A 26,830-nucleotide genomic window follows, 5' to 3' on the forward strand; every position below is an offset into this window, starting at 1 on the left:
GCTACTGGGAACGCAGGTGCTCCACGTCACCGGCGTGGTGGAGGGTGCGGCCCGCCTCCCCCTCCACGAGCAGCGCCCCGGAGTCGTCCACGCCGACGGCGGTGCCGGTGGTCCTCCCGCCGTCCGGCCGGTGCACCACGACCGCCCGGCCGATGGTCGCGCAGCGTCCCTGGTATGCCGTGCGCACCGCCCTGAGGTCCTCCTGCGTCAGCGCCTCGTGCCAGCGGGCCAGCCGGTCCAGGTAGTCGCTCAGCAGCCCCTCGCGGGCCGCCTGCGGAAGCGGGGCGCCTCCCCGGACGAGCCGCCAGGAGGTGGCCGCCGGCACCGGCAGCTGGTCGGTCTCGTGGTCGACGTTCAGACCGGTGCCCACGACGATGCTGCCGTCGCGGGCCACCTGGGCCAGGACGCCTGCGACCTTGCCGTGGTCCCGGTCCTCGCCGCCGGCCCCCCGCAGCGGGAGCAGCACGTCGTTGGGCCACTTGAGCACCGCGTCGACGGGCCACCTGCTCGCCCGGAGCCCCTCGGCGAGGGCCAGCCCCGCGACGAGCGGGACCCAGCCCATGAGCGCGGGGGCGACGGGCGGCACCACGGCGGAGATCGCCATACCCGTCCCCGGCGGCGAGGACCAGACGCGCCCGCGGCGCCCGCGCCCGGCGGTCTGGTGGTCGGCGACGACGACCCGCCCGGGGCGGGGGTCGGCGAGCGCCAGCTCGTTGGTCGAGCCCACCGACTCGTGGTGCTCCGGCGCGGCCCAGCGCAGCGTGTCCATGGGACAACGTTAAGTTGGTCCCCATGACCGACACCGCCAGCGCCGCCGACGACACCGGCCCCGACCTGCGGACCACCTCCGGCCGGCTCGCCGACCACCAGGAGCGGATGGACGAGGCGGTGCACGCCGGCTCGGCCAAGGCCGTGGAGAAGCAGCACGCCAAGGGCAAGAGGACCGCGCGCGAGCGCATCGAGGGCCTGCTCGACGAGGGCAGCTTCACCGAGCTGGACGCCCTGGCCCGGCACCGCTCCACCGCCTTCGGCCAGGAGCGCAACCGGCCCTACGGCGACGGTGTGGTCACCGGCTACGGCACCGTCGACGGGCGCCCGGTCGCGGTCTTCTCCCAGGACTTCACCGTCTTCGGCGGGTCCCTGGGCGAGGTCTTCGGGGAGAAGATCGTCAAGGTCATGGACCTGGCGATGAAGGTCGGCTGCCCGGTCGTGGGCATCAACGACTCCGGCGGCGCCCGGATCCAGGAGGGCGTGGTGGCGCTGGGCCTCTACGCCGAGATCTTCCGGCGCAACGTCGACGCCTCGGGCGTCATCCCGCAGATCTCCCTGGTCATGGGCCCGTGCGCGGGCGGGGCGGTCTACTCCCCCGCGATCACCGACTTCGTCGTCATGGTCGACCAGACCTCGCACATGTTCATCACCGGGCCGGACGTCATCAAGACGGTCACCGGCGAGGACGTGACCTTCGAGGACCTCGGCGGCGCGCGGACGCACAACACCGTCTCGGGCGTGGCGCACTACATGGCCAGCGACGAGGACGACGCGCTGGACTACGTGCGCGAGCTCATCGGCTTCCTCCCGCAGAACAACCTCGAGGAGCCGCCGGTCTTCGACGACGAGCCCACCGACGACGAGCCCACCGACGCCGACCTCGCGCTGGACGCCCTCGTGCCGGACTCGACCAACATGCCCTACGACATCAAGACCGCGATCCGGGCCGTGCTGGACGACGAGGACTTCCTGGAGGTCCAGGAGCTGTTCGCCCCCAACATCGTCATCGGCTTCGGCCGGGTCGAGGGCCGCTCGGTCGGTGTCGTGGCCAACCAGCCCATGCAGCTGGCGGGCACCCTGGACATCGACGCCTCGGAGAAGGCCGCCCGGTTCGTGCGCACCTGCGACGCCTTCAACGTCCCGATCCTGACCTTCGTCGACGTCCCCGGCTTCCTGCCCGGCACCGACCAGGAGTTCGGCGGCATCATCCGTCGCGGCGCCAAGCTGCTCTTCGCCTACGCCGAGGCGACCGTGCCCCTGGTCACCGTGATCACCCGCAAGGCCTACGGGGGTGCCTACGACGTCATGGGCTCCAAGCACCTCGGCGCCGACGTCAACCTGGCCTGGCCCACCGCGCAGATCGCGGTCATGGGCGCCCAGGGCGCGGCCAACATCCTCTACCGCCGCGAGCTGGCCAGGGTCGCCGCCGAGGGCGGGGACGTGGAGGCCGAGCGAGCCCGCCGGGTCCAGGAGTACGAGGACACCCTCGCCAACCCCTACATCGCCGCCGAGCGCGGCTACGTCGACGCCGTCATCGCCCCCTCGCAGACGCGGGTCCAGGTCTCCCGGGCGCTGCGCATGCTCCGCTCCAAGCGCGCCGACCGGGCGCCCCGCAAGCACGGGAACATCCCGCTGTGAGCGCCGAGGAGCAGGCGGTCACGGTCACCGGCGGCGAGGCCGCGCCGGCGACGCCGGTGATCCTCGTCGAGCGCGGCAACCCCACGCCCGAGCAGCTGGCGGCGCTGACCGTGGTGCTCACCGCGGCCTCCTCCGGCAGCGGCACCGACCAGCGCGCGACGCCCACCTCGCTGTGGAGGGCCCGGGCCCCCTTCTCCCGGACCCGTCCCACGGTCGGCCCCGGCGGCTGGCGGGCCTCCGCGCTGCCACGCTGAGGCCTCCCCTCACGCGCCCAGGGAGGCCCGCCGCGGATCAGGCCCTGGCCGAGAACTTCCGCACGTAGCGCTGGTGGTACATCTGCGGCAGGCAGTGCGCCTCCAGCACCCGCCGGCCGGCCGCGTCGTCGCCCATCGCCGCGGCGAAGGCCGTGAGCATGTCGACGTCGTGCTCCGGGCGCTCCAGCGGCACGATCGTGTCCCCGGTCCGCACCGTGCCGGGCACCACCACCCGCAGGTAGGTCCCGCACCGACCGTGCGCGGCGAAGCGCCGCACCCATCCGGGCTCGCCCACGTGGCCGGCGAAGGTGGCGCACGGCGTGCGCGGCACCGAGACCTCCAGGACCACGTGCGGGCCGACCCGCAGCTGCTGGTTGACGAGCAGCTCCTCCAGGACGATGCCCTCGGTGGTGAGGTTCTCCCCGAACCACCCGTCGGTGAGGTCCCGGCCCAGCTCACGCCCCCACCGGTCGAGCTCCTCGCGGGCGTAGGCGTAGACCGCCTTGTTGGCCCCGCTGTGGTGCTCGAGGTCTCCGACGTGGTCGCCCACGACGCCCGGCCCGTCGCCGTAGTGCGGGCCGGGCTCGAAGACCTCGAGCCGCTCGACCGGCCGCTTGTCGATGCCGGTCAGGTAGGGCCTGCCGCCCGGCTCCGGCTTCGGGCGGGCCAGGTTGGTGGACCGGACGCGGGGACTCATGGCCACACCGTATGTCGTCCTCGCTGCGGCACACGTCTGGCACCGGGACGTCCGGCCGGGTAGGTTTGCCCCTCGTGATCGAGCAGACGCGTGAGCAGACCGAGATCGACCGCCTCGCCGAGGACCACCTCGACGCCGTGGTCGTCCACAGCCCGATGGAGGCCACCTACCTGGGCGTCGCCGGGCAGGACGACCGGCTGGACGACCTGTCCGTGGACGGCCTGCGGGCCCGCCGGGACCTGTCCGCCGACACCCTCGAGCAGCTGGGCCGGCGCACGCCGCAGGACGACGTGGACAGGGTCACCGCCGCCGCCCTGCGCGAGCGGCTCGGCCTGGAGGTCGAGGAGCTGGACCTGGTGCTGGAGGGCCGCGCGCCGGTCGACCTCAACGTCATCGCCTCCGCCCCGCAGGCGGTGCGCGACATCTTCGACATCATGGGCAAGGACACCGAGGAGCAGTGGCGCACCATCGCCGCCCGCCTCGACGCGGTGCCGATCGCCCTGCAGCAGTACGCCTCGGCCCTCGCCTGGTCGGCCGAGCGCGGCCAGGTCGTCCCGCGCCGCCAGGTGGAGAAGGTCGCCGAGCAGTGCCGGGACCAGGCTGCCGAGGACACCAGCACCTTCCAGGCGCTGCTCCGCGAGGCCGAGGGCCAGCCCGAGGAGGTCCGCGGGCTGCTCGACGCCGCCGTGGGCTCGGCCCGGTCCGCGTTCGGCGCGCTGGCGACCTACCTCGACGAGCTGGCCCCGAAGGCCCCGAGGTCCGACGCCTCCGGCCGCGAGCTCTACCAGCTGCGCTCCCGCTCCTTCCTCGGGGCCACGATCGACCTGGAGGAGACCTACCGCTGGGGGCAGGAGGAGCTGGCCCGCATCACCGTGCTGATGGAGGAGACGGCCGAGCAGATCCGGCCCGGCGCCACCGTCAAGGAGGCGGTGGCGGTCCTCGACGAAGATCCCGCCTACCAGCTCGACGGCACCGACGCCCTGCGCGCGTGGATGCAGGAGAAGGCGGACGAGGCGGTGGCCGACCTGGCCGACGTCCACTTCGACGTCCCGGGGCCGGTCCGGCGGATCGAGTGCATGATCGCGCCGAGCCAGACCGGCGGCATCTACTACACCGCCCCCTCCGAGGACTTCTCCCGGCCCGGCCGCATGTGGTGGTCGGTGCCCAAGGGCGTGACCCGGTTCTCCACGTGGCGCGAGCTGACGACCGTCTACCACGAGGGCGTCCCCGGCCACCACCTGCAGATCGGGCAGACCGTCTACCGCTCCGAGCTGCTCAACCGCTGGCGCCGGCTGGCCTCCTGGACCTCCGGGCAAGGGGAGGGCTGGGCGCTCTACAGCGAGTGGCTGATGGCCGACCTGGGCTACATGGACGACCCGGGCAACCGGATGGGTCTGCTCGACGCCCAGGCCCTCCGCGCCGCACGCGTCGTCATCGACATCGGCGTGCACTGCGGCTTCGAGGCGCCCGAGGAGGTGGGTGGGGGCGAGTGGACCTACGACAAGGCGTGGGCGCTGCTCGACGCGCACACCAACATGGACGAGGGCTTCACCCGCTTCGAGCTGGACCGCTACCTGGGCTGGCCGGGCCAGGCGCCCGCCTACAAGATCGGCGAGCGGCTCTGGCTCCAGCTGCGCGAGGAGGTCCGCGAGCGCGAGGGCGAGGACTTCGACCTCAAGGCCTTCCACCGCCGCGCCCTCGACGTCGGCGGGGTCGGCCTGGACACCCTGCGCGCCGCGGTCCTCGGCGAGCTCTGAGCCCGGGGCGGGCGCCGTGTCGACCGTCCCGGAGCTGCGGACGCAGCGGCTGCTCCTGCGCGGCCTGCGGGACGCCGACCGGGAGCCGTTCGCGGCGCTCAACGCCGACCCGCTCGTCACCCGGCACCTGCAGGGGCCGCTGGGCCGGGAGCGCTCCGACGCGTTCGTGGACCGCATCGACGCGTGCTGGGCGCAGCACGGCTGGGGGCTGTGGGCGCTGGAGCTGCTCGCCACCGGTGAGTTCCTCGGCTACACGGGCCTGTGGCCGGCCGACTTCCTGCCGTCCGGGCCGGGCGTCGAGGTGGGCTGGCGGCTGGCCGCCCACGCCTGGGGCCACGGCTACGCGCCGGAGGCCGCCCGGGAGGCGCTGCGGTTCGGCTTCGAGGAGGTCGGGCTGGCGCAGATCGTGTCGTTCACGGCGGCCGGCAACCGCGCCTCGCTGCGGGTGATGGAGAAGATCGGCCTGCGACGCGACCCCGCGGGCGACTTCGACCACCCCCGCGTCGACCCCACCGCCTACCCCGACCTGGTCGCCCACCGCCTCCACGTCCTCACCGCGCAGGAGTGGCGCGCCACGCGCACGCCCTGACGCGGGGCGGGCGGCGCGCACCGCATACCCTGACGCCCGTGATCCCGCTCGTCCTGGCCTCGGCCTCACCCGCCCGCCTGTCCACGCTCCGGTCCGCCGGTGTGGACCCCGAGGTCGTCGTGTCCGGCGTCGACGAGGAGGCGGCTCTCGCCCGCGCGCAGGACAGGTATGGCGTGCTCCGCCCCGCGGACGTCGCGCTCACCCTCGCCCGGGCCAAGTGCGAGGCCGTCGTGGAGCAGGAGGACCGCGACGCGCTCGTGCTCGGCTGCGACTCGGTGCTCGAGCTGGACGGGCAGGTCCACGGCAAGCCGGGCGACGCCGCCACGGCCGCCGCGCGCTGGCGGGCGATGCGCGGACGGTCCGGCACGCTGCACACCGGGCACTGGGTGGTCGACAACCGCGAGGGCGGCACCGGAGCCACCCTCGGCGCGACCGCCTCCACGGTGGTGCACTTCGCCGACCTGTCCGACACCGAGATCGAGGCCTACGTCGCGACCGGGGAGCCGCTGCACGTGGCGGGCGCCTTCACCGTCGACGGCCTCGGCGGGCCCTACGTCACCTCGATCGAGGGCGACCACCACGCCGTGGTCGGCGTCAGCCTGCCCCTGCTGCGCGAGCTCCTGCTGGAGGCAGGCCTGCTCTGGCACGACCTTCGGCGCTGACCGCCCGCGCGGAACCATCCTCCAGGAGGATGCTGACCCACCTGCAGAGTGACGACACCCTCTCCGGCGAGGGGTGCGATGGATGACGTCGGGCCGCACGTGTATCTGCGTCAGGGGCCCAGGCTCTGACCGACGCACCACCTCGCATCCGCACCACCAAGGAGAAGTCATGCGCTCAGCCTTCCGCATCATCGCCTACGTCATCTGCGCCCTGATCGCCGTCCAGGCGGCCGCGATCGCCTGGATGGACTCCGGCCTGTTCATCTGGGTCTCCGAGGGCGGCGTCCTCGACAAGAGCGTCCTGGAGAGCGAGGCCGCCCCGCCGTTCGCCGAGGTGACCGGCATGATGATCCACGGCATGAACGGGATGATGGTCATCCCCGTGCTCGCGCTCGTGCTGCTCGTCGTCGGCCTGCTCACCCGCACGCGCCGCGGCATCGTCCTGGGCGCCACGGTGCTGGGCCTGACCGTGCTCCAGGTCGCCCTGGGCATGTTCGGCCACGGCCTGAGCCTGGCGGCGATGCTGCACGGCCTCAACGCCCTCCTCCTGTTCGCCGCCGCCCTCGTCGCGGCGCGCAGCAGGCTGGAGGCGCCGGTCGAGCGCACCCCCGAGGCTCGCGTCGGGGCGCGGGTCTGAGGCGATGACCCGACGGCGGCCCCTGCTGGTCAGCACCGTGCTGGCCCTCGCGGTGGTCGCCGTCGTCGGGTGGTTCTGGGTCGGCAGCCTCGTGCCGGGCACCTACTCGGTGATGGACATGGGGTATGCCGACCACGGCACCGGTCCCACCTCCGCCGCCGGACCCGGCGGGCACCACCACGGCGCCGGGACGGCGCCGGTGGCCGCCCCCGGCACGACGGTCGCCGACCCGGTCTCCGTGAGGGACCTGGTCGGCGACCGTTCCCGCTCGCCCGACGTCAGCTACACCCTCACCGTGGCCCAGCGCCCGGACGGCGGCTACACGGTCAACGGGACCTCGCCCGGGCCGGTGGTCGAGGCGACGCAGGGCGACCTGGTGCAGGTGGTCCTGCGCAACGAGGACGTGGCGGAGGGCACGACGCTGCACTGGCACGGCATGGACGTGCCCAACGGCGAGGACGGCGTCGCCGGGGTGACCCAGGACGCGGTCCCGGCCGGCGGCGAGCACGTCTACCGGTTCGTCGCCGACGAGCCCGGCACCTACTGGTACCACTCGCACCAGATCTCCCACGAGCAGGTCGTGCGGGGGCTGCTGGGCGCCGTCGTCGTGCACCCGGCCCCCTCCGCCGAGGCTCCCGATGCCGACGGGCCGCCCACGACCGACGTCCTGGCGCTCCTGCACACCTACGCCGGCGTGGGCAGGACGGTCAACGGCAGCACCGGCGACACGCCGGTCCCCCTCGCCCCCGGCCAGCCCGCCCGGGTCCGGCTGGTCAACACCGACGACGGGCCGACCCAGATCTGGGTCAGCGGCGCGGCATACCGCGTCCTGGCGGTCGACGGCCAGGACCTGAACGGGCCGACCCCGGTGCAGGGTCGGCGGGTCACGCTGACCGCGGGCGCCCGGGTGGACCTCGAGGTCGAGGTGCCGGCCACGGGCGCGGCCCGCGTGCAGGCGCCGGGCGTCTCCCTCGTCCTCGGCCCCGCGGGCGCGACGGCGCCCACCACGCCAGCCCCTTCCGAGGCCCTCGACCTGCTCTCCTACGGCACGCCGGCCGACCCCGGGTTCGACCCGGCGCGGGCCGACCGGCGCTTCGACTACGTGATCAGCCGCCGCTTCGGCCTCCTCGACGGCCGGCCGGGGCTGTGGTGGACGATCAACGACCACCTCTTCCCGGACGTGCCGATGTTCATGGTCGCCGAGGGCGACGTCGTGGTGATGACCATGTCCAACTACAGCGGCGAGGTGCACCCGATGCACCTGCACGGCCACCACGCGCTGGTGCTCAGCCGCGACGGCGTGCCCTCGACAGGCAGCCCGTGGTGGGTCGACTCGCTCGACGTGCCGGACGGGCAGACCTACGAGATCGCGTTCGCGGCCGACAACCCGGGGATCTGGATGGACCACTGCCACAACCTCCCCCACGCCAGAGAGGGCCTGGTCACGCACCTGATGTACGAAGGGGTGAGCACCCCCTTCCTCGTCGGCGGGCCGGCCGACAACGAGCCCGAGTGAGCGCGCACGGCGTACCCGGACCCCGGCTGGAGGGTGTGCCCGGAGGGTGAGACGATGGGTCGCGACGACGTGGTCCGGCAGGGACTGGTCTGGACAACGGGACTTGGCCCGGCAAGGAGTTCGTGGTGGCTGTGGGTGCACGCAGGGTTGCGGTGGTCGGTGCGGGGATGGTCGGGCTGGCGACGGCCTGGTACCTGCAGGAGCGGGACGTCGAGGTCACCGTCCTCGACCGGGAAGGGGTGGCGGCGGGGGCCTCGTGGGGCAACGCGGGCTGGCTGACGCCGGCGATCGCGACGCCGCTGCCGGAGCCGGCGGTGCTGCGCTACGGGCTGCGGGCGGTGCTCTCGCCCAACTCACCCGTCTACGTGCCGCCGACCGCGGACCCGCGCCTGGCGCGCTTCGTCGCCGGCTTCGCGCGGCACAGCACCGGCAGCCGCTGGGACAAGGCCATGCGCGCGCTCATCCCGGTCAACGAGCAGTCGCTGGCCGCCTTCGACCACCTGGCCACCCACGGGGTGTCCGCCGAGGTCTACCCGGCCGAGCCGTTCACCGCCGCCTACGAGCGGGCCGGGGACGTACAGGTCCTGCTGGAGGAGTTCGCCCAGATCGAGCGGTCCGGCGGTCATGTCGACCACGAGCTGGTCGGCGGCGACGAGGCGCGGCGGCGGGAACCGGCGCTCTCCGACGCCGTCCAGGCCGCGATCTTCATCCGCGGCCAGCGCTACATCCGGCCCGTCGACTTCGTCGAGGCGCTCGGCGCGTCCGTGCGCGAGCGCGGTGCGCAGCTGCTCACCGGCACCGAGGTGCTCGGCCTGGAGGACCTCGGCAGTGCGGGCGTGCGCGTGGACGCCAGCGGCGAGGGCGCGGGCGTCTACGACGCCGTGGTCGTGGCCAGCGGCGCCTGGCTGGGCGACCTGGTGGAGCCCTTCGGCGTGCGTCACGTCGTCCAGGCCGGTCGCGGCTACTCCTTCAGCGTGCCCACCGAGCAGATGCCCGCCGGACCGCTCTACTTCCCGGCGACCCGGGTGGCGCTGACGCCGCTGGGAGACCGGCTGCGGGTGGCCGGGATGATGGAGTTCCGCCGCCCGGACGCCCCCCTCGACCCGCGTCGCATCACGGCGATCGTCGAGGCGACCCGGCCGCTGCTGCGCGGCGCGGACCTCGACGACCGCCAGGACGAGTGGGTGGGCTCGCGCCCGGTCACCGCCGACGGCCTGCCGCTGGTCGGTGCCACCTCGAGCGAGCGCGTCTTCGTCGCCGGCGGTCACGGCATGTGGGGCATCACCCTCGGTCCCGTCACCGGCCAGCTCCTGGCCGAGCAGATCACCACCGGGCAGGTCCCTGCGGCCCTCACCCCGTTCGACCCGCTGCGCAAGCTGTCCTGGGCGCCCACGCGCCTGCGCCGGGACAGCGCCGCCGCCCGCTGAGCCGGGCCGGCACCACCGGCCACCCGTCCCGCTCGGACCGGTCCCGGCGAGGCGTCGGGACGGACCGGTCCCTCCCTCAGGCGCCGTGGTCAGGCGTCGTAGTCGATCTCGACCGTGTCGCTGACCGGGTGCGACTGGCACATCAGCCGGTAGCCCCGCCGGACCTCGTCGGGCTCCAGGGCGTAGTTGCGGTCCATCTCCACCTGGCCGCTGACGACCCTGGCCCGGCAGGTCCCGCACACCCCGTTGGTGCAGGAGAAGGGCGCGTCGGCCCGCGCCCGCAGAGTCGCATCGAGGATGGTCTCGCGGCGGGTGGGCATCGGCACGGTCGTCGTCCGCCCGCCCAGCGTCACGGTCACCACGGCCTCGGCGGGCGCGCTCTCGTCGATCTCCACGGCCGGTCCGGGCGCGATGCCGCCGCTGTCGTCGACGTGGAAGATCTCGTGGTGCACGTGCTGGGAGTCCACGCCCCGCTCGCCGAGCACCTCGCGGACCGCCTCGACCATGCCGAACGGCCCGCACAGGTACCACTCGTCCACCTCGTCCTCGGGCACGAAGGTGGCCAGGAACTCCTCGAACTTCTCCCGGTCGATGCGGCCGGTGAGCAGCTCGAGCGCCTGCGGCTCGCGGGAGAGCACGTTGAACAGGGACAACCTGGAGGGGTAGCGGTTCTTGAGGTCCATCAGCTCCTCCAGGAACATGATGGAGTCGGTGCGCCGGTTGCCGAAGATCAGCGTGGCCCGCGACGCCGGCTCCTCCTCGAGCACCGTGGAGAGCAGGGAGAGCACCGGGGTGATCCCGGACCCGGCGGCGACCGCCACGTGGTGCTTGGTCGCGGTCGGGTCGGTCGGGCAGACGAAGGAGCCCAGCGGCGTCATCACCTCGAGCGTGTCACCTGCCTGCACGTGCTCGTTGAGCCAGCTCGACATGGCGCCGCCCGGTAGCCGCGCGGAGGCCACCCGCACCACGCCCCGCTCCTGCGACTCCGCCCGGGAGATGCAGCAGGAGTAGGAGCGGCGCACGTCCTGACCGTCGATCGTCGCGCGGACGGTCAGGTGCTGGCCGGGCTCGAACCGGAACTCCTCACGAAGCTCCTCGGGCACCGCGAAGGAGATGGCGACGGCGTCGTCGGTGAGCCGGTCCACCTTGCTCACGGTCAGGTCGTGGAAGGTCGCGCGCCGACGGGTCGGCTGCTGGATCAGGGCCACGTGCGCTCCTCGTCTGGTATGTCGTGGTGCTCGGTCGTCGTCGGCTCCGGGGCGGAGCCCCGGTCAGAGGGTCTTGAACTCGTCGAACGGCTCCCTGCAGGAGAGGCACCGGCGCAGCGCCTTGCAGGCCGTGGACCCGAAGCGCGAGATCTCCTCGGTCTGCGGCGAGCCGCACAGGGGGCAGGTGACGCGGCGCACCTGCAGCCGGAGGCCGACCGGGCCGCTGTGGTGGGCGCGCTCGCCGGTGGGCGGCGCGATACCGAAGCGGCGCAGCGACTCCCGGCCCTGCTCGCTCATCCAGTCGGTGGTCCACGCCGGGGAGAGCCGGGTGACGACCTCGACGGCCACGCCGTGCCGGGCGCCGACCGCGCGCACGTCGTCCTCCATGACCTTCATCGCGGGGCAGCCGGAGTAGGTCGGCGTCATCGTCACCCGCAGGCCGTCGCCGACCCGCTCGACGTCGCGGACCACGCCCAGGTCGTCCAGGGAGATCACCGGGATCTCCGGGTCGCGCACGGCCCGCACCTCGCGCTCGACCTGCTCGAGCAGGTCGGGCGAGGTGGTGACCTCCGGGGAGGGCGCGTGCGTCGGCATACCCGGTCCTCCTCCCCTCACCAGGTGGCGCCGGGGTGGCTGCGCGCGATGTGCTGGAGCTCGGCGAGCAGGAAGCCCATCGGTTCGGAGTGCACGCCCTCGCGGCCGCCGCGGGCGCGCCAGCGAGGCTGCTCGGGCATGGTCAGGGTCGCGTGCTCCACGACGCCGCAGACGTAGGAGTTGACCGCGTCGGTCAGCGTGGACGGGAGCACCCCGACGCCCTGCTCCGAGGCCCACCGGGCCGCCGCGAAGTCCTCGCCGAGCTCGGCGACGTAGGGATGCACCCAGTCCAGCGCGGCCTGCATGCGCTCGTGGCTGAGCTCGGTCCCGTCACCGAGCCGCAGCACCCACTGGGTCGCGTGGTCACGGTGGTAGTCGACCTCCTTGACCGCCTTCTGGGCGACGCCGGCGAGGGTCTCGTCGGCCGAGCCGAGCAGTGCGGAGTAGAGCTCGTGCTGGTAGCTGGCGAACCACAGCATCCGGGCCATCTCCTGGCCGAAGTCGCCGCGGGGCTGCTCCACGAGGTGGACGTTGCGGAACTCGCGCTCGTCGCGCAGCATCGCCAGGGCGTCCTCGTCGCGGCCCTGCCCCTCGACCTCGCCGGCGCGTGTCAGCAGCGCCCGTCCCTGGCCGAGCAGGTCCAGCCCGACGTTGCCCAGCGCCATGTCCTCCTCGATCTGGGGGGCGTGGGTCATCCACTCCCCCAGCCGCTGGGCGTAGATCAGCGCGTCGTCGCCCAGGCTGAGCAGGTATGCTGCGTGCTGGCCGCGCGCGTCCGGCTCCGGCGCCTCGCGGGGCGCCGCGACGGTCGCGCCGGAGTAGTCGTGCGTGGGCGCGCTCACAGGTACTCCACGTCCTCGGGCACCTCGTAGAAGGTGGGGTGGCGGTAGACCTTGTCCGCGGCCGGGTCGAAGAAGCTGTCGCGCTCCTCGGGGCTGGAGGCGGTGATCTCCTCGGAGGCGACCACCCAGATGGAGACGCCCTCCTGCCGACGGGTGTAGACGTCGCGCGCGTTGCGCAGCGCCATCTGCGCGTCGGGGGCGTGCAGGGAGCCCACGTGCGTGTGCGACAAACCCCTGCGGGCGCGGACGAAGACCTCCCACAGGGGCCAGCTGGCCTGCGTCATGCGACCTCCTCCTGCGTCTCGTGCCGGGCGGCGTGGGCGAGGGCGGCCTCGCGGACCCAGGCGCCCTCCTCGTGGGCGGCGACGCGGGTGGCGACGCGCTGGGCGTTGCAGGGGCCGTCGCCCTTGAGGACCCGCCAGAACTCCTCCCAGTCGATCTCACCGAACTCCCAGTGCCCGGCCTCGGCGTCCCACCGAAGGTCTGGGTCGGGCAGGGTGATGCCGAGCTTGATGGCCTGCGGCACGGTCATGTCGACGAACTTCTGGCGCAGGTCGTCGTTGGTGAAGCGCTTGATGCCCCAGGCCATGTTCTGGGCGGTGTGACCGTCCTTGGCCCGCTCCCCGGAGTCCGGCGGGCCGAACATCATCAGGGCGGGCCACCACCAGCGGTTGGCCGCGTCCTGGAGCATCGCCTGCTGCGACTCGGTGCCCCTGGACAGGGTCCAGAGGATCTCGTAGCCCTGGCGCTGGTGGAAGGACTCCTCCTTGCACACCCGGATCATCGCGCGGGCGTAGGGGCCGTAGGAGCACCGGCACAGCGGCACCTGGTTCATGATCGCGGCGCCGTCGACCAGCCAGCCGATCGCGCCCGCGTCGGCCCAGGTCAGCGTGGGGTAGTTGAAGATCGAGGAGTACTTCTGCCGACCGGTGTGCAGCTTGTCCAGCAGCTCGGCACGGTCCACGCCGAGCGTCTCCGCCGCGGAGTAGAGGTAGAGCCCGTGGCCGGCCTCGTCCTGGACCTTGGCCATCAGGATCGCCTTGCGGCGCAGGCTGGGCGCGCGGGTGATCCAGCTGCCCTCCGGCTGCATGCCGATGATCTCGGAGTGGGCGTGCTGGGCGATCTGGCGGATCAGCGTCGTGCGGTAGGCCTCCGGCATCGCGTCGCGCGGCTCGATGCGCGAGTCCTCCTCGATCAACCCGTCGAAGTAGTCCTGGAGGGCCTGGGTGTAGTCCTCCGTCTCTGCGGCGTTCAGCGGTGCGTCGTCGCGTGGCCCGAAGTCGTTGCCGTACATGTCTCCAGTCTGCCAGAGCACTCCTCCTTATGACAGGTCAGCCGTCGGACGCCGCTCCCGCTGTCATAGCGCGGCGGGGCCCGGATCCCTCGTCCAGGCCCCGGGACGCCCGTGGAAGACTGGCCGCCATGGCTGACGCCCACGCACATCCTCACGACCACGGGCACGACCACGCTCACGACCACGGGCCCGCCCAGGAGCACTCCGCCGACCGGCCCGGCCCGCTCGCCGACGCCGCGGTGCGCACCGGCCGCCCGAGCGACGGCCCCGCCGTCGGCTTCGTCCAGGCCTTCGTCTACCAGCACGAGTACGCCGGCACCCTGCCCGCCGAGGCCCTCGCGGCGATGACCGGCCCGCAGCTGGGGTCGGTGTGGCGCCGCTCCCTCGAGCAGCCGCCGACCCCCCGCCACCGGCTGCTCGTGGCCACGGCCGGGGCGACCGTCGTCGGCTACGCCGCGATCGGGCCGGCCGGCGACGAGCCGGGCCTGGAGCCTGCCGGTGCCACCGCGATGATCTACGACGGCGGCGTGCACCCCGAGGCCCGCCGCTCCGGCCACGGGTCCCGGCTGCTCAACGCCGCGATCGACACGCTCCGCGCGGGCGACTCCGCGGGCACGCTGGTCGCGGTCGCCACCTGGGTGCTCGCCGACGCCGCGAGCACCCGCGCCTTCCTCCAGGACGCCGGGTTCTCCCCCGACGGTGCCTGGCGCGACCGGGTCGTCGACGACGAGGGCGGCACGGCGCGCGAGGTGCGGCTCGTGTCGAGGCTCGACGAGCCGTGACCTCCGACCCCGTGCGGTGGTGGCGGACCCCCGCCGGACGCGAGGGGCTGGCGGTGGGCGCGGCGACCGGCGCCTACGGCATCAGCTGCGGCGCGCTGGGGGTGGCCGCCGGGCTGACCGTGTGGCAGACGATGGCGACCTCGCTGCTGCTGTTCAGCGGCGGCTCGCAGTTCGCCTTCTTCGGGGTGGTCGCCACCGGAGGCGGGGCGGTCGCGGCGGTGGGGACCTCGACGCTGCTGGGAGTGCGCAACATGTTCTACGGGCTGCAGCTGGTGCGGCTGCTCGAGGCGCGCGGCTGGCGCCGGCTGGTGGCGGCGCACCTGACGATCGACGAGTCCACCGCGGTGGCCATCTCCCAGGTCGACCGGCGCGGCCAGCGGACCGGGTTCTGGGCGGCCGGCCTGGCCGTGTTCGTGCTGTGGAACCTGATGACGCTGCTCGGCGCGCTGCTCGGCGACGCCCTCGGCGACCCCCGCGCCTGGGGGCTGGACGCCGCCGCGGCCGGCGCGTTCGTGGCGCTGCTGTGGCCCCGGCTGCAGGGGCGGGACCCGCTCGCGGCCGCCGCCCTGGCGGTCGTGCTCACCGTCGTGGTGGCCCCGGTGACCACGCCCGGCGTCCCCGTGCTCGTCGCGGCGCTGGCCGCCCTCGTGGTCGGCCTGCCCCGTCGGCGCGACCGGACGCAGGTGGTGGCATGACGGCCTGGGGCACGGTGCTGGCCGCCTGCGCCCTGGCCTACCTGCTCAAGCTGTGCGGCTACCTGGTTCCCGAGCGGGTGCTGGAGATCCCGTGGGTCTCACGCGTCACGCCGCTGCTGCCGGTCGCGCTGCTGTCCTCGCTCGTGGTGACCCAGGCCTTCCTCTCCCCGTCGGGCACCTTCGTGCTCGACGCCCGCGCCGCCGGGGTGGCCGCGGCCGTGGTCGCGCTGCTGCTGCGCGCGCCCTTCCTCCTCGTCGTGGCGGTCGCGGCGGTGACGGCGGCGCTGGTACGCCTCTGGACATGACCCGGGTGGTCGGCGTCGACCTGGCCCGGCTCGCCGCGCTCGTGGGGATGTTCGCCGCGCACCTCATCAGCCCGGCCGACCCCCGTGGCCCGGGCGGGGTGGACGCGCTCTTCCAGGTCGTGGCCGGGCGGTCCTCGGCGCTCTTCGCGCTGCTGGCGGGGGTCGGGATCGCGCTGGCGAGCCGCGGCGCGGCCGCAGACCCCGCCGGGCACCGGCTGCGTCTCGTCGTGCGCTCGGGCCTGGTCGCGCTCGTCGGCCTGGCGCTCGGCGGCCTGCCCAGCGGGCTGGCGGTCATCCTCGCCTTCTACGGCGTGCTCTTCCTGTGCGCGCTGCCGGTGCTCACCTGGCGGGCCCGCTCGCTGGCCGTGCTCGCGCTCGCGTGGGGGCTGGCCTCACCGGTGGTCAGCCTGCTGCTGCGCCGGCTCGTCGGCGCGCCGGGCAAGATCGTGCCCTCCCTGCCCGACCTGGCCCACCCGGGCGAGCTGGGCCTCGAGCTGCTGCTCACCGGCTACTACCCGGTGCTCACCTGGGCGACCTACCTGTTCGCGGGTATGGCGGTGGGCCGCCTCGACCTGCGGCGCGCCACGGCCGGGCCGCGCCTCGCGCTGACCGGGGCCTGGCTGGCCACGCTGGCGCTCGCGACCTCGGCGCTGCTCACCTCGGCGCCGGGGGTCCGCTCGGCGCTGCTCGCCGACCAGGGGCTGGCGACCGGCGACTGGGCGCAGCTGGACACCCAGCTGCGCCGCGGCCTGCACGGCACCCACCCAGCAGGCTCGGGCTGGTGGCTCGGCGTCTGGTCCCCGCACAGCGGCAGCGTCGTGGACCTGGCCCACACCACCGGCTGCGCGCTGCTCGTGCTCGGCCTGGCGCTATGGCTGGTGCGGCTGGTCCCCGCGCTGCCCTGGCGCGTCCTGGCCGGCGCCGGGGCGATGACCCTGACGCTCTACTCCACGCACGTGGTCGTGCTGGCCAGCCCGTTCGGCGCCCGCGGCGAGGTCGCCCTGCTCGTCCACACGGTGCTCGCGCTCGTCGTCGGAGCCGCCTTCGCCGCGGTGCCGACGCGCGGCCCGCTGGAGGCCATGGTCTCCGCCACCACCCGGCTGGTCCCGCTGCCCGTGCCGGCGGCGAGCCGACCGGACTGACCCCCGGGGCGTCCCCGTGTCCCACGGGGGCGTGGTGACACGGCGCTACGCGGTGACCCCGTGCCCGCCACGCACGACGAGGCGGGCCCGGGACGATTCCCGGGCCCGCCTCGTGCGTCAGGCGGTCAGCCGTCAGGCGTCGGTGGGCTCGCCACCCTCGCCGTTGCTGTCGCCGCCACCGCCCTCAGCGGCGTTGCTGCCGCGACCACGGCCACCGCGACGACGACGCTGGCGACGGGGGCGGTCGCCACCCTCGCCCTCGCCGTCCTGGCCGTCCGCGGAGCCGTCACCCTCGGCGACCGGCGCCGCGGTGTCGACGCCGGGCAGCTCGGGGGCCTCGGCGGCAGCAGCCGCCTGGGGCGCCTCGACCGCGCTCGCATCCGCGGTCGGGGCAGCCTCCGCAGGGGCGGCGTCCGCCGGGGCGCCCTCGGCGGCAGCGGCGTCGCCGGCCGGGGCGTTGCCCTCGTCGGCCACGACGGCGGCCAGGGAGAGCTTGCCGCGGGGGTCGATCTCCTTGAGCTCGACCTGGACCTTCTGACCCACGTTGAGCACGTCCTCGACGGCGTCGATGCGACGGCCGCCGACGAGCTTGCGGATCTCGGAGATGTGCAGCAGGCCGTCCTTGCCCGGCAGCAGGGAGACGAACGCCCCGAAGGTCGTCGTCTTGACCACGGTGCCCAGGAAGCGCTCACCGATCTCCGGCATCTGCGGGTTGGCGATCGCGTTGACCGCGGCCCGCGCAGCCTCGGCCGAGGGACCGTCGGTCGCACCGATGTAGACGGTGCCGTCGTCCTCGATCGAGATGTCGGCGCCGGTGTCCTCCTGGATCTGGTTGATCATCTTGCCCTTCGGGCCGATGACCTCGCCGATCTTGTCGACCGGCACCTTCACCGAGATGACCCGAGGAGCGTAGGGGCTCATCTCGTCCGGGGCGTCGATGGCCTCGTTCATCACGTCCAGGATGTGCAGCCGGGCCTCGCGGGCCTGGGTCAGCGCACCGGCCAGGACGTCGGCGGGGATGCCGTCCAGCTTGGTGTCCAGCTGGATCGCGGTGATGAACTCCTTGGTGCCGGCGACCTTGAAGTCCATGTCGCCGAAGGCGTCCTCGGCACCGAGGATGTCGGTCAGCGCCGCGTACTGCGTCTGTCCGTCGACCTCCGCGGAGACCAGGCCCATCGCGATGCCCGCGACCGGGGCGCGCAGCGGCACACCGGCGTTGAGCAGCGCCATCGTGGACGCGCAGACCGAGCCCATCGAGGTCGAGCCGTTGGAGCCGAGCGCCTCGGACACCTGGCGGATCGCGTAGGGGAACTCCTCGCGGGTCGGCAGCACCGGCAGCAGGGCGCGCTCGGCGAGCGCGCCGTGGCCGATCTCGCGACGCTTCGGGGAACCCACGCGACCGGTCTCGCCGGTGCTGTAGGGCGGGAAGTTGTAGTTGTGCATGTAGCGCTTGCGGGTCTCCGGGGAGAGGGTGTCCAGCTGCTGCTCCATGCGCAGCATGTTCAGCGTGGTGATGCCCATGATCTGAGTCTCACCGCGCTCGAAGATCGCCGAGCCGTGCGCCCGCGGGATCACCTCGACCTCGGCGGACAGCGCACGGATGTCACGCAGCCCGCGGCCGTCGATGCGGACCTCGTCGCGCAGGATGCGCTCGCGGATGAGCTTCTTCTGGACGGCCCGGTAGGCGGCGTCGATCTCCTTGTCGCGTCCCGCGAAGGGGGCGTCCTCGCTCACCGACGACCCGGCTGCGGCACCGTCCTGGCCCATCTGCAGGCCGAGAAGCCTGCCCTTCATCGCGGCCTTGATCTCATCGATCCGGGACTCGCGCTCCTGCTTGCCGCCGATCTGCAGCGCCTGCGCAAGATCGGCGGAGGTCGCCTCCTCGACGGCGCCGTAGGCGTCGTCCTCGTAGTCGAGGAACCGCGGGAACTCCTGGACGTCCTTGGCGGCCTTGGTCGCCACCTCGGTCTGCGCCTCGCACAGCACCTTGATGAACTTCTTGGACTCCTCCAAGCCCTGGGCGACGATGTCCTCGGTCGGGGCCTGTCCGCCCTCGCTGACCAGGTTCCAGGTCGCCAGGGTGGACTCGGCCTCGACCATCATGATGGCGACGTCCGAGCCGTCGGCGACCACGCGACCGGCCACGACCATGTCGAAGGTCGAGCGCGCGCTGTCGGAGAAGTTGGGGAAGGCGACCCACTGGCCCTCGATGTAGGACATCCGCACGCCACCGATCGGGCCGCTGAAGGGCAGGCCGGAGATCTGGGTGGACAACGAGGCGGCGTTGATCGCCAGCACGTCGTACTGGTGGTCGGGGTTGAGCGAGAGCACGGTGATGACGACCTGGACCTCGTTGCGCAGGCCCTTGGCGAAGGTCGGGCGCAGCGGGCGGTCGATCAGCCGGCAGGTGAGGATGGCGTCGGTCGAGGGACGACCCTCGCGACGGAAGAAGCTGCCGGGGATCTTGCCCGCGGCATACATGCGCTCCTCGACGTCCACCGTCAGCGGGAAGAAGTCGAAGTGCTCCTTGGGGTGCTTGCTGGCCGTCGTGGTGGACAGCAGCATCGTGTCCTCGTCGAGGTAGGCGGTGACAGCACCGCCGGCCTGCCTCGCCAGGCGCCCGGTCTCGAACCGGACGGTGCGGGTGCCGAAGCTGCCGTTGTCGATCGTGGCTTCGGCGAAGGTGATCTCTGGACCCTCCATGGGCCCTCCTTTACGTGTCTTCTCTCGCAGCTCGGAGCATCATCGTTGTGCCCGGCTGTGTCCTTCTTGAAGGGGTCTGCCGTCCCGGCAGTTCCCCCGTGACGTCACCGGCTGCTGCCGGTCACGTCATGCGCAAAGGAGCGGTCCCCGTGACGGGAACCGCTCCCCTGCGAAACTCAGCGGCGCAGGCCGAGTCGCTTGATCAGCGACCGGTAGCGCTCGATGTCGGTGTCCTCCAGGTAGCGGAGGAGACGCTTGCGCTTGCCGACCAGCAGCAGCAGCCCGCGGCGGCTGTGGTGGTCGTGCTTGTGCTCACGGGAGTGCTCGGTGAGCTCCTTGATGCGGGCGGTCAGCAGAGCCACCTGCACCTCGGGCGAACCGGTGTCGCCCTCGGTCGTGGCGTACTCCTTGATGACGTCCTGCTTGGCAGCAGTGTCCATCGCCATAGGGCGACTCCTTACTCTCGTTGCGCGGCGCATCCCGGGCAGGTCCACCGGGGCACTCTGGAATCCGCGGCCGTTCAGACGGCACCCGCCAGAATATCAGCGAGCCGCCCGCGCACCCTAATCGCGCCGGGAGGCCCTCTCGCGCCCCGTGCCACCCGCCGCATGCCACGATATTCCCATGAGCACCCTCGAGTCGTTCCCCACCGACTGGCAGCGCGCCCTGTGCATCGTGGCGCACCCCGACGACCTGGAGTACGGCACCGCGGCGGCGGTCGCCGGCTGGACGGCCGCCGGCAAGGAGGTCACCTACCTGCTGGCCACCCGTGGGGAGGCCGGGATCTCCACCATGGAGCCCGCGCAGGCCGGGCCGCTGCGCGAGCAGGAGGAGCGCGACGGCGCCGCCGAGGTGGGGGTGAGCGAGGTGCACTTCCTGGAGGGCTTCGCCGACGGCGTCCTCGAGGCGGACCTGGACCTGCGGCGGGCGCTGGCGCGGGAGGTCCGACGCTTCCGCCCCGAGCTGGTGACCACGCTGACCCACGCGGAGTCCTTCGCCAACGGCAACCTCAACCAGGCCGACCACCGTGCGGTCGGGCTGTCGGTGCTCGACGCGGTCGCGGCCGCCGGCAACCGGTGGATCTTCCCCGACCTGCTGGCCGAGGGTCACCAGCCCTGGGACGGGGTGCGCTGGATCGCCGTGTCCGCCGCGGCCGACCCGACCCACACGGTCGACGTGACGGACACCTTCGAGCAGGCGGTCGCCTCGTTGGAGGCGCACCGTGAGTACCTGGCGGCCCTGGGACCGGACTACCCGGCGCCGCGCGACCTGCTGGGCGAGATGCTGGCGGACCCGCAGGCCGAGGGCCGCTACCGCTGGGCGGCGCGGGTGCACCCCCGCTGAGCCGGGGCCGCGGCCGGGCCGACGGCGCGCAGATCAGGTCCGCCGCTGGCAGCCGCCGCACCAGAAGAGGTTGCGCCCGGCGACCACCTTCGCACGCACGGTGGACCCGCAGCGCAGGCACGGCATACCCGTGCGCTGGTAGACCGCGAACTCGCGGGGCACCTGCACCGCCGCCCCGCCGTCGAGCGCCGCGCGCACGTCCTCGAGCACGTCGTCGAGGGTGATGATCGAGCCGGTCCGCACGCCCCACGGCATGAGGTGGACCAGGTCGTCCCAGATGAGCTGCCACGAGGCGCGCTTGAGCGATCGGCCGGGCTTGAGCGGGTGCAGCCGGTGGCGCCAGAGCACCTCGCAGCGGTAGATGTTGCCCACCCCGGCCAGCACCGTCTGGTCCATGAGCAGCTCGGCCACGGTCTTGCCCGAACCGGAGATCTTGCGGTAGGCCGCGTCCGGGTCGTTGTGCCCGCCCACCGGCTGCAGGGGGTCGGGGCCCTGCCGGTCGACCAGGCGGGCGACCTCCTCCTGGTGGACCACCGTGCAGGCCATCGGTCCGCGCAGGTCGGCGACGTGATGCTCGTCGGCGATCCGCAGCCGGACCTCGCCGACGACCGGCGGGCCGGTCTCGGCGTGGACGGGGTCGACCGGGAGCACGAACCACTTGCCGATGAGGCCGAGGTGGACGTAGAGGGTGCGGTCCTGGGCGAAGTCGACGAAGAGCAGCTTGCCGTGCGCCCACGCGCCCTCCAGCACGGTCCCGTGCAGGAGCGCGGCGCCCTCGGCGAAGCGGCCCTGCGGGCTGCTCACCTCCGGCGTGGTCCGCCCGAAGGCGTCGTCGACGGCTCGCGCCAGCCGGTGCAGCGTGTGTCCCTCGGGCATGCGGCCATCGTCTCAGGCCGCTGCGCGGGACGCGGTATGCGGTGCCCCTGCGGTGGGGTGGTGTGCGTGGTGTCGCGGTCAGCGCTCGACCGAGAGGACCTTGCCGTCGACCGAGACGTTGACCTCCACGTCGTCGCCGCGGTCGGTGCCGTCGACCTCGACCTCCCAGTGGTGAGCACCGCCCTCCTCCTCCAGCTCGGCGTCGTCCAGCACGCCGCCGACCTCGTCGATCGCGATCTGGATCGCCTCCTGGAGCGTGATCGTGGCGGCGGCCAGGCCGGCCTTGTCGTCCTCGTCCAGGTCGTCGTCCTCGGTGCCGACCACGGTGGTGCCGTCGGCGGAGACGGTGACCTCGATGGAGCGGCCGTCCACGGCCACGTCGACCTCCCAGGTGCCGTCGTCGCCCTGGTCGTCGATCTCGTAGGCGCTGCCCCCGGTCTCGTCCTCGGCGGTGCCGATCGCGAGGAGGGCGGTGGCCGTGAGGTCGCCGGCGTCGGTGGCCGAGGTCTGCTGGTCCTCCTCCGTCGCCTCGGAGGTGTCGTCCTCGGCGTCGTCGGTGGTCGGCTCGGCGCTCGTGTCCTCGGCCGGCTGGGTCGCCGTGGGGGTCTGCGGGTTCACGCCGTCGCCGGCGTCGCCCTCACCCCCGCAGGCGGAGAGGCCCACGGCGAGCGCCAGGGCCAGGGCTGCGGTCAGGGTCCGGTTCGTCTGCGTGTTCATGGCTCCACCGTGACAGCCGATCGTGAGGGGGCCTCTCATGAGACGGCTCTCATCGGCGGTCCCGCGCCGGAGCCGGCCCCGGTCACCCCGTGTTGCGCAGCCCGGCAGCCACCCCGTTCACGGTCGCCAGCAGCGCCCTCTGCAGCTGGGCGGTGGTGGCCGCGTCCGCGCCGTCCTCCTCGCGCAACCGCCGCAGGAGCTCCACCTGCAGGTAGGAGATCGGGTCCAGGTAGTTGTCCCGCACCGCCAGGGTGCGCTGCAGGACGGGCTGGTCGTCGAGCAGCTCCTCCTCGCCGGTGAGCAGCCGCAGCTCGGCGACGGTCAGCTCCAGCTCGGCGCGGATGTCGTCGAAGACGTGCCGCAGCTCCGGCGGCACCAGGGACCCGACGTAGTGCGCGGCGATGCCGAGGTCGGTCTTGACCACGGTCATCTCCACGTTGGAGACCACCGCGGCGAAGAAGTGCCAGCGCTCGAGCATCTCCTTGAGGGTGTCGCCGTGGCCGGCCTCGCGGGCGGCGCGCAGGCCAGAGCCCACGCCGTACCAGCCCGGGACGATCTGCCGCGTCTGGGTCCAGCCGAAGACCCACGGGATCGCGCGCAGCCCCTCCAGACCCTTGCCGGTGTCCGGCCGCTTGCTGGGGCGGGAGCCGATGTTGAGCGCACCGAGCTGGTCCACCGGGGTGGCGGCCACGAAGTAGGCCGGCAGGTCCGGGTCCTCGATGAGCCGGCGGTATGCCGTGAACGCCGCGTCCGAGGCGAGCTCCATGACCTCGCCGAAGCGCTCGCGCTCGGCCGCGGTGGTCCGCGGGTCGCGGTGCAGGGCGGAGGCGCGCAGGACGGCCGCGACGGAGAGCTCGAGGTTCTCCTTGGCCAGCGCGGGCAGGGAGTACTTGTCGGAGATGACCTCACCCTGCTCGGTGAACTTGATCTCGCCCTCGAGCACCCCGTTGGGCTGGGCCAGGATCGCCTCGTAGGTCGGGCCGCCCCCGCGACCCACGGAGCCGCCCCGGCCGTGGAAGAGCCGCAGCCGCACGCCGTGCTCGGCGGCGACGTCGCGCAGCGCGCGCTGCGCCTGGTGGATGCCCCACTGGCTGGTGAGCACGCCGGCCTGCTTGTTGGAGTCGGAGTAGCCGAGCATGACCTCCTGCACGTCGCCGCGCAGCCGCACCAGCTCGCGGTAGGACGGGGTGGACAGCAGCGTGCCGACCAGCTCGGCGGCGCCGGCCAGCTCGTCGATCGTCTCCAGCAGGGGCGCGAAACCGATCCGGGCGAAGGCGCCGTTCTCCCCCGTGCTGCCGTGCAGGTCCACCAGGCCCGCCTCTCGGGCGAGCACCGCCGCGGCGAGCACGTCGTCCGGTCCCTGGGTCATCGAGATGACGTAGGTCTCGATCGCCTCGTCGCCGTAGGTGTCCAGCGCCTCCCGGATCTCGTCGAAGACCGCGAGTGTCTGCGAGCGGGCGGCGGCACGGGTGAGCAGGGGGCGGCGCGAGCCCAGCTCCTCGGCGAGCAGGCCGGTGCGCGCCGGGCCGTCCAGCACGGCATACCCCTCGGGCCCGGTCGCGCCGGCGGCGTCCAGGAGGGGGGCGATCGCCTCGTGGTGCTTCTCGGCGTGCTCGCGCACGTCGAGGGTGGCCAGGTGCAGCCCGGTGCCGGCGAGCGTCTGGGTGGCGCGCGCCAGGCCGCCGTCGGCGACGAGCCCGCCGCCGTGGCTCCGCAGGGACTGGGCGACGACCTCGAGGTCGGCGAGGATGTCCTGGACGTCGGCGTAGTCGCGGCCCGGCTCGTGGGGGGTGCCCTGCTCGAGCCGGCGGCCGGTGTTGAGCAGCTTGGCGCGCACGCAGGTCAGCTTGAGCCGGTAGGGCTCGTGGGCGTTGAGCTCGAGCACGCGCGGGTCCAGGCCCGGCAGGTGCTCCAGGTCGAGGCGCACCGACTCCTCCAGCCGTGGGTCCACCTGCACCACGTCGGTGGAGGAGGACAGCCGGGAGATGAGCACGTCGACGAGCGAGACCGCCACGCCGACCGCGTGCCGCCCGTGGAGCTGGAGGACCTCGCGGGTGACCTCGGGGGTGACGAACGGGTTGCCGTCCCGGTCGCCGCCGATCCAGGAGCCGAAGCGGACCGGCGGGCGCGTCGGGTCGACGTCGACGCCGTGCTCGGCCAGCAGGTCGCCCAGCTCGCCCAGCAGCTCCGGCACGGTCGTGCCGAGGACCTCCTCGAGGTAGTACATGGCGTTGCGGGCCTCGTCCATCGGCGTGGGCCGGCTCTGCCGCAGCTCGTCGGTCTGCCAGATGAGGTCGATGAGCTCGGCCAGGTCGTGGTCCTGGCGGCGGCGCGCGACGGTGTCGGGCTCGGTGCCGACCGCGAGCAGGTCGGACAGGTGCCGGATCTTGGTCAGCACGCTGCGGCGGGAGGCCTCGGTGGGGTGCGCGGTGAAGACGGGGCGCACGTCGAGCTCCTCGACCGTGCTGGCCAGCAGCTCCGGCCCGCCGGCGGCGACGACGTCGCGGACGGCCGCGGTGAGCCACCCCTCGGACTCGGGGCGCGAGGTCAGCGTCCGCACCCGGTGGACCTGCTCGGCGGCGTTGGCCAGGTGGAAGTAGGCGGAGAAGGCCCGGACGAGGGAGGAGGCGGTGTCCAGCGGGAGCCCGGCGAGCACCTGGCGCACCTGCTCGGCGGCGGCGTCGTCACCCTCCTGGCTGGCCTTGGTCGTCAGCCGCACCTGCTCGACCGTGTCGAGCAGCTCCTGGCCGTGGTGGCGCACCAGGGCCTGGCCGAGCAGGGTCGACAGGCGCCGGACGTCCGCGCGCAGCTCGGGGCTGATCGGGTCGTGCGGTGCCGGGGCCTGCTGGCCGGCGTCGGCCGGGGGGTGTGTCGCGTCGGGCTCGTTCACGGTCCCCGACCCTACGGCAACCGCCGCGCCGTCCCCGGGGCGGTGTCAGGACGAGGCGGCCCTGCGCCGGGCCTGTTCCTGCAGCCAGCCGTCGTAGCTGCCCTCGAGCTCGACGACGTCGAATCCTGCCCGGCGCAGGGCCGCCGAGGCCACCGCGTTGCGCACGCCGCTCTGGCAGAAGGTCACGATCCGCCCCCGGGCCGGCAGCTCGTCCTGGTGCCACAGCACCCTGCCCGCGGACAGCTGCTCGGCGCCGGGGATGGTGCCCGCGGCGTGCTCGCTGCGGTTGCGCACGTCGAGCAGCACCGCGTGCTCCATACCCTCGAGCCCGGCCGGGCAGACCGTGCCCGGCTGCACCAACGGCAGCCCCTCCAGACTGCTCACGTAGCCCACGACGTCGTCGACGCCGACCCGCACCAGATGGTCCCAGAGGTCCTGGGCCTGGTCCTGCCCGCGGGCCAGCAGGACCAACGGCCGGCTGTCCGTCTCGGGGTCGTAGGCCCAGGCGCCGTAGGTCGCGGCCCTCTCCGGCACCGGCACCGACAACGAGCCGGGCACCGTGCCCGCGTGCACCGCCCCGACGCTCCGGGTGTCCACGAAGGTGACCCGGTCGGCCTCCAGGTCCGCGCGCACGGCCTCGCCCGCCAGCTCGGCCAACGGCGCCCGCCGCCCCAGCACGACCGGACCGGCCAGGTTCTGCCGCTTCATCCGGGCGAAGTAGGCGTGCGCGTCGGGCTGGCCCGCCAGCAGCTCGGCGACGAAACCCTCCTGGTCACCAGCCGCCAGGTAGGGCGCCCACCACGCGTAACGCCGCTCGTAGCCCACCGTCGTCGAGGGCAACGCACCCAGCGCCTTCCCGCACGCCGACCCCGCACCGTGCGCGGGGAAGACCTGGACATGGTCGGGCAGGGTGAGGAACTTCTCCCGCAACGAACCGAAGACCTGCCCGGCACCGGCGAAACGGGTCTCCACCCCACCGGCAACCTCGTCCAGCAGGTCGGGACGACCCAGGTCACCGGCGAAGACGAAGTCGCCCGAGAGCAGATAGCCCGCCTCCCCCGCGAACGCGCCGTCGGTGACCAGGAAGGACAGGTGCTCGGGCGTGTGCCCGGGAGTGTGCAGCGCCGTGAGGGTCACCTCGCCCACGGTGAGGGCCTCGCCGTCGTGCAGCCGCCTCCCCGCGAAACCGTACTGCCAGTCCGCCCCGCCCTCACCGGAGAGATAGACCTGCGCGCCGGTCGCCGCGGCCAGCTCGCGGGTGCCGGAGAGATAGTCCGCGTGCACGTGCGTCTCGGTCACCGCCACGATCGCCAGCCCGTGCCGCTCGGCCAGACCCAGGTAGACCCCGACGTCGCGCCGAGGATCGACCACCACCGCCTCACCGCTGCCCTGACAACCCACCACATAGCTCGCCTGCGACAGGTCCTCGTCATAGATCCGCTCCAGCAGCATGCCCCCATTGTCCCCGTCCGGGGCCGGGGAGGCCAGCA

General features: G+C 73.5%; 26 protein-coding genes. 13 read left to right on the top strand and 13 right to left on the bottom strand.

What is annotated here, in order from left to right; genetic code table 11:
• Window position 1: 1 nt before the first annotated feature.
• Window positions 2-769 carry a biotin--[acetyl-CoA-carboxylase] ligase gene (locus DV701_RS06715; protein WP_114927626.1) on the bottom strand — a complete coding sequence of 256 codons (768 nt, stop codon included), beginning with the start codon at window positions 767-769 and terminating at the stop codon, window positions 2-4.
• Window positions 770-792: 23 nt separating this feature from the next.
• On the opposite strand from DV701_RS06715, the gene DV701_RS06720 reads away from it, so the two are divergent.
• Together DV701_RS06720 and DV701_RS06725 are read left to right on the top strand one after the other, a co-directional pair.
• A complete protein-coding gene (locus DV701_RS06720) occupies window positions 793-2,409 on the top strand; it encodes an acyl-CoA carboxylase subunit beta (RefSeq protein WP_114927627.1) in 1,617 nt (538 codons plus the stop codon).
• Complete coding sequence (locus DV701_RS06725; protein ID WP_114927628.1) at window positions 2,406-2,663, top strand: acyl-CoA carboxylase subunit epsilon; 258 nt, start codon at window positions 2,406-2,408, stop codon at window positions 2,661-2,663. The genes DV701_RS06720 and DV701_RS06725 overlap by 4 nt, the downstream gene beginning before the upstream one ends.
• A gap of 37 nt (window positions 2,664-2,700) precedes the next feature.
• On the opposite strand, the gene DV701_RS06730 is transcribed toward DV701_RS06725, so the two are convergent.
• Entirely contained in the window at window positions 2,701-3,360 is a 660-nt protein-coding gene (locus tag DV701_RS06730) for an MOSC domain-containing protein (protein WP_114927629.1), read from the bottom strand.
• A gap of 77 nt (window positions 3,361-3,437) precedes the next feature.
• Between DV701_RS06730 and DV701_RS06735 the strand changes: the two genes are divergently transcribed.
• The 6 genes from DV701_RS06735 (at window position 3,438) to DV701_RS06760 (ending at window position 9,948) form a co-directional block, all read left to right on the top strand.
• On the top strand, window positions 3,438-5,117 hold the full coding sequence (locus DV701_RS06735; protein ID WP_407669365.1) for a DUF885 domain-containing protein: 1,680 nt from the start codon (window positions 3,438-3,440) through the stop codon (window positions 5,115-5,117).
• 16 nt (window positions 5,118-5,133) lie between these two features.
• Window positions 5,134-5,706: a GNAT family N-acetyltransferase gene (locus tag DV701_RS06740; RefSeq protein ID WP_228255260.1), complete on the top strand. Its 573-nt coding sequence runs from the start codon at window positions 5,134-5,136 to the stop codon at window positions 5,704-5,706.
• Between the two features lie 38 nt (window positions 5,707-5,744).
• The gene (locus tag DV701_RS06745; protein ID WP_114930867.1) at window positions 5,745-6,368 is read left to right on the top strand and encodes a Maf family protein; all 624 of its coding nucleotides are present in this window, start codon (window positions 5,745-5,747) and stop codon (window positions 6,366-6,368) included.
• Window positions 6,369-6,537: 169 nt separating this feature from the next.
• The gene (locus DV701_RS06750) at window positions 6,538-7,005 is read left to right on the top strand and encodes a hypothetical protein (RefSeq protein WP_114927631.1); all 468 of its coding nucleotides are present in this window, start codon (window positions 6,538-6,540) and stop codon (window positions 7,003-7,005) included.
• Between the two features lie 4 nt (window positions 7,006-7,009).
• On the top strand, window positions 7,010-8,521 hold the full coding sequence (locus DV701_RS06755; RefSeq protein ID WP_114927632.1) for a multicopper oxidase family protein: 1,512 nt from the start codon (window positions 7,010-7,012) through the stop codon (window positions 8,519-8,521).
• Between the two features lie 125 nt (window positions 8,522-8,646).
• On the top strand, window positions 8,647-9,948 hold the full coding sequence (locus tag DV701_RS06760) for an NAD(P)/FAD-dependent oxidoreductase (RefSeq protein ID WP_228255261.1): 1,302 nt from the start codon (window positions 8,647-8,649) through the stop codon (window positions 9,946-9,948).
• Between the two features lie 89 nt (window positions 9,949-10,037).
• Here the strand turns inward: DV701_RS06760 and paaE are convergent, their stop codons facing one another.
• From paaE to paaA, 5 genes are all read right to left on the bottom strand, one after another.
• On the bottom strand, window positions 10,038-11,156 hold the full coding sequence (gene paaE / locus DV701_RS06765; RefSeq protein WP_114927633.1) for a 1,2-phenylacetyl-CoA epoxidase subunit PaaE: 1,119 nt from the start codon (window positions 11,154-11,156) through the stop codon (window positions 10,038-10,040).
• A 63-nt stretch (window positions 11,157-11,219) separates the two neighbouring features.
• Window positions 11,220-11,750, bottom strand: a complete 531-nt coding sequence (gene paaD / locus DV701_RS06770; RefSeq protein WP_114927634.1) for a 1,2-phenylacetyl-CoA epoxidase subunit PaaD — start codon at window positions 11,748-11,750, stop codon at window positions 11,220-11,222.
• Window positions 11,751-11,767: 17 nt separating this feature from the next.
• Window positions 11,768-12,592 carry a 1,2-phenylacetyl-CoA epoxidase subunit PaaC gene (paaC, locus tag DV701_RS06775; RefSeq protein ID WP_114927635.1) on the bottom strand — a complete coding sequence of 275 codons (825 nt, stop codon included), beginning with the start codon at window positions 12,590-12,592 and terminating at the stop codon, window positions 11,768-11,770.
• Window positions 12,589-12,876 carry a 1,2-phenylacetyl-CoA epoxidase subunit PaaB gene (gene paaB / locus DV701_RS06780; protein WP_114927636.1) on the bottom strand — a complete coding sequence of 96 codons (288 nt, stop codon included), beginning with the start codon at window positions 12,874-12,876 and terminating at the stop codon, window positions 12,589-12,591. Before paaB ends, paaC begins: the two co-directional genes overlap by 4 nt.
• Window positions 12,873-13,886, bottom strand: coding sequence for a 1,2-phenylacetyl-CoA epoxidase subunit PaaA (gene paaA, locus DV701_RS06785; protein WP_114927637.1), 1,014 nt, complete (start codon window positions 13,884-13,886; stop codon window positions 12,873-12,875). The genes paaB and paaA overlap by 4 nt, the downstream gene beginning before the upstream one ends.
• A 128-nt stretch (window positions 13,887-14,014) precedes the next feature.
• On the opposite strand from paaA, the gene DV701_RS06790 reads away from it, so the two are divergent.
• The 4 genes from DV701_RS06790 to DV701_RS06805 are packed head-to-tail and all read left to right on the top strand — an operon-like array spanning window position 14,015 to window position 16,810.
• Window positions 14,015-14,668, top strand: a complete 654-nt coding sequence (locus DV701_RS06790) for a GNAT family N-acetyltransferase (protein ID WP_114927638.1) — start codon at window positions 14,015-14,017, stop codon at window positions 14,666-14,668.
• On the top strand, window positions 14,665-15,363 hold the full coding sequence (locus tag DV701_RS06795) for an AzlC family ABC transporter permease (protein ID WP_228255262.1): 699 nt from the start codon (window positions 14,665-14,667) through the stop codon (window positions 15,361-15,363). The genes DV701_RS06790 and DV701_RS06795 overlap by 4 nt, the downstream gene beginning before the upstream one ends.
• Window positions 15,360-15,668 (top strand): AzlD domain-containing protein, encoded by a 309-nt coding sequence (locus DV701_RS06800; protein ID WP_114927639.1) that lies wholly within the window; start codon window positions 15,360-15,362, stop codon window positions 15,666-15,668. The genes DV701_RS06795 and DV701_RS06800 overlap by 4 nt, the downstream gene beginning before the upstream one ends.
• The gene (locus DV701_RS06805) at window positions 15,665-16,810 is read left to right on the top strand and encodes a heparan-alpha-glucosaminide N-acetyltransferase domain-containing protein (protein WP_114927640.1); all 1,146 of its coding nucleotides are present in this window, start codon (window positions 15,665-15,667) and stop codon (window positions 16,808-16,810) included. Before DV701_RS06800 ends, DV701_RS06805 begins: the two co-directional genes overlap by 4 nt.
• Window positions 16,811-16,942: 132 nt before the next feature.
• Here the strand turns inward: DV701_RS06805 and DV701_RS06810 are convergent, their stop codons facing one another.
• Window positions 16,943-19,513, bottom strand: coding sequence for a polyribonucleotide nucleotidyltransferase (locus DV701_RS06810; protein ID WP_114927641.1), 2,571 nt, complete (start codon window positions 19,511-19,513; stop codon window positions 16,943-16,945).
• A gap of 176 nt (window positions 19,514-19,689) precedes the next feature.
• Window positions 19,690-19,959, bottom strand: a complete 270-nt coding sequence (gene rpsO, locus DV701_RS06815; protein WP_114927642.1) for a 30S ribosomal protein S15 — start codon at window positions 19,957-19,959, stop codon at window positions 19,690-19,692.
• A gap of 178 nt (window positions 19,960-20,137) precedes the next feature.
• Here rpsO and DV701_RS06820 point away from each other — a divergent pair, with 178 nt between their 5' ends.
• Window positions 20,138-20,857 carry a PIG-L deacetylase family protein gene (locus DV701_RS06820; protein WP_114927643.1) on the top strand — a complete coding sequence of 240 codons (720 nt, stop codon included), beginning with the start codon at window positions 20,138-20,140 and terminating at the stop codon, window positions 20,855-20,857.
• A 33-nt stretch (window positions 20,858-20,890) separates the two neighbouring features.
• On the opposite strand, the gene DV701_RS06825 is transcribed toward DV701_RS06820, so the two are convergent.
• The 4 genes from DV701_RS06825 to DV701_RS06840 form a co-directional block, all read right to left on the bottom strand.
• The gene (locus DV701_RS06825) at window positions 20,891-21,733 is read right to left on the bottom strand and encodes an Fpg/Nei family DNA glycosylase (RefSeq protein WP_114927644.1); all 843 of its coding nucleotides are present in this window, start codon (window positions 21,731-21,733) and stop codon (window positions 20,891-20,893) included.
• Between the two features lie 78 nt (window positions 21,734-21,811).
• Window positions 21,812-22,450 (bottom strand): PepSY domain-containing protein, encoded by a 639-nt coding sequence (locus tag DV701_RS06830; RefSeq protein ID WP_114927645.1) that lies wholly within the window; start codon window positions 22,448-22,450, stop codon window positions 21,812-21,814.
• 82 nt (window positions 22,451-22,532) lie between these two features.
• A complete protein-coding gene (ppc, locus tag DV701_RS06835; protein WP_202863707.1) occupies window positions 22,533-25,271 on the bottom strand; it encodes a phosphoenolpyruvate carboxylase in 2,739 nt (912 codons plus the stop codon).
• A gap of 114 nt (window positions 25,272-25,385) precedes the next feature.
• Window positions 25,386-26,792: an MBL fold metallo-hydrolase gene (locus DV701_RS06840; protein WP_114927647.1), complete on the bottom strand. Its 1,407-nt coding sequence runs from the start codon at window positions 26,790-26,792 to the stop codon at window positions 25,386-25,388.
• Window positions 26,793-26,830 lie beyond the last annotated feature (38 nt).

Source organism: Ornithinimicrobium avium (assembly GCF_003351765.1).
GTDB lineage: Bacteria > Actinomycetota > Actinomycetes > Actinomycetales > Dermatophilaceae > Ornithinicoccus > Ornithinicoccus avius.